The organism is Enterobacter sp. LM3, from assembly GCF_046622475.1.
Classification (GTDB): domain Bacteria; phylum Pseudomonadota; class Gammaproteobacteria; order Enterobacterales; family Enterobacteriaceae; genus Enterobacter; species Enterobacter cloacae_P.
Genome location: NZ_JBJURN010000054.1, coordinates 1 through 935, shown reverse-complemented (window position 1 = coordinate 935; position 935 = coordinate 1). Strand labels below are relative to the sequence as shown.

At 53.2% G+C, this 935-nt stretch carries 1 pseudogene; it reads left to right on the top strand.

Going from position 1 to position 935, the window contains the following annotated elements:
• Positions 1–935 (top strand): annotated as a pseudogene (locus ACJ9N4_RS20885) (host specificity protein); the annotation flags it as partial.

Sequence of the window (935 nt, the reverse complement as noted above, 5' to 3'; positions counted from 1 at the left end):
ATCGTGATCAACTCGTTCTCTGTCGTTCAGCAGAACATCAGCGTTGAGACTATGCGCGTCAGCTGGGATCAGGCTCAAAATGCCATAGCCTATGAGGCACAGTGGCGTCGCAATGACGGGAACTGGGTGAATGTGCCGCGCAGCTCTACCACATCCTTCGATATTCCTGGCATTTATGCAGGACGATATCTGGTACGCGTGCGAGCCATTAACGCTGCTGAAATTTCATCCGGATGGGGTTATTCAGAAGAGAAAACGTTAACCGGAAAAGTGGGAAATCCGCCGAAGCCGGTGAGCTTTATCGCTTCGGAAAACGTGGTATTTGGTATTGATCTGAACTGGGCGTTCCCGGCGAATACGGACGACACGCTGAAGACGGAAATTCAGTACAGCCTGACGGGGACGGAGGGCGATGCGATACTGCTGGCCGATGTACCATACCCACAACGTAAATATCAGCAGATGGGGCTTAAGGCGGGACAGATTTTCTGGTACCGCGCGCAGCTGGTTGACCGAACCGGTAATGAATCGGGGTATACCGACTTTGTTCGGGGGCAGGCCAGCACTGATGTTTCTGATATCACTGATGCCATCCTGGAGGATATGAAGGGGTCTGAGACATTCAAAGACCTGATCGAGAACGCTGTAGACAGCAATGAAAAAATTGCTGGTATGGCGGATGACATCAAAAGTCATGCCGGCGAGCTGGAGAAGCAGGCGCAAGAGATACAGGAGAATGCTGACGGTCTGGCGCAGGCTGCTGTAAAAATCGATGAGATTTCCGTTTCGATGGACGGCATGACAGGAGGCGTGAAGAACTCGGCAATTGCGATAATCCAGAACGGGCTGGCGCAGGTGGCCACGCGCAAAAGGCTGTCGGCTACGGTCGCAGGGAACAGCGCGCAGCTGGATCGCATCGACGAAGTGATCGTCAA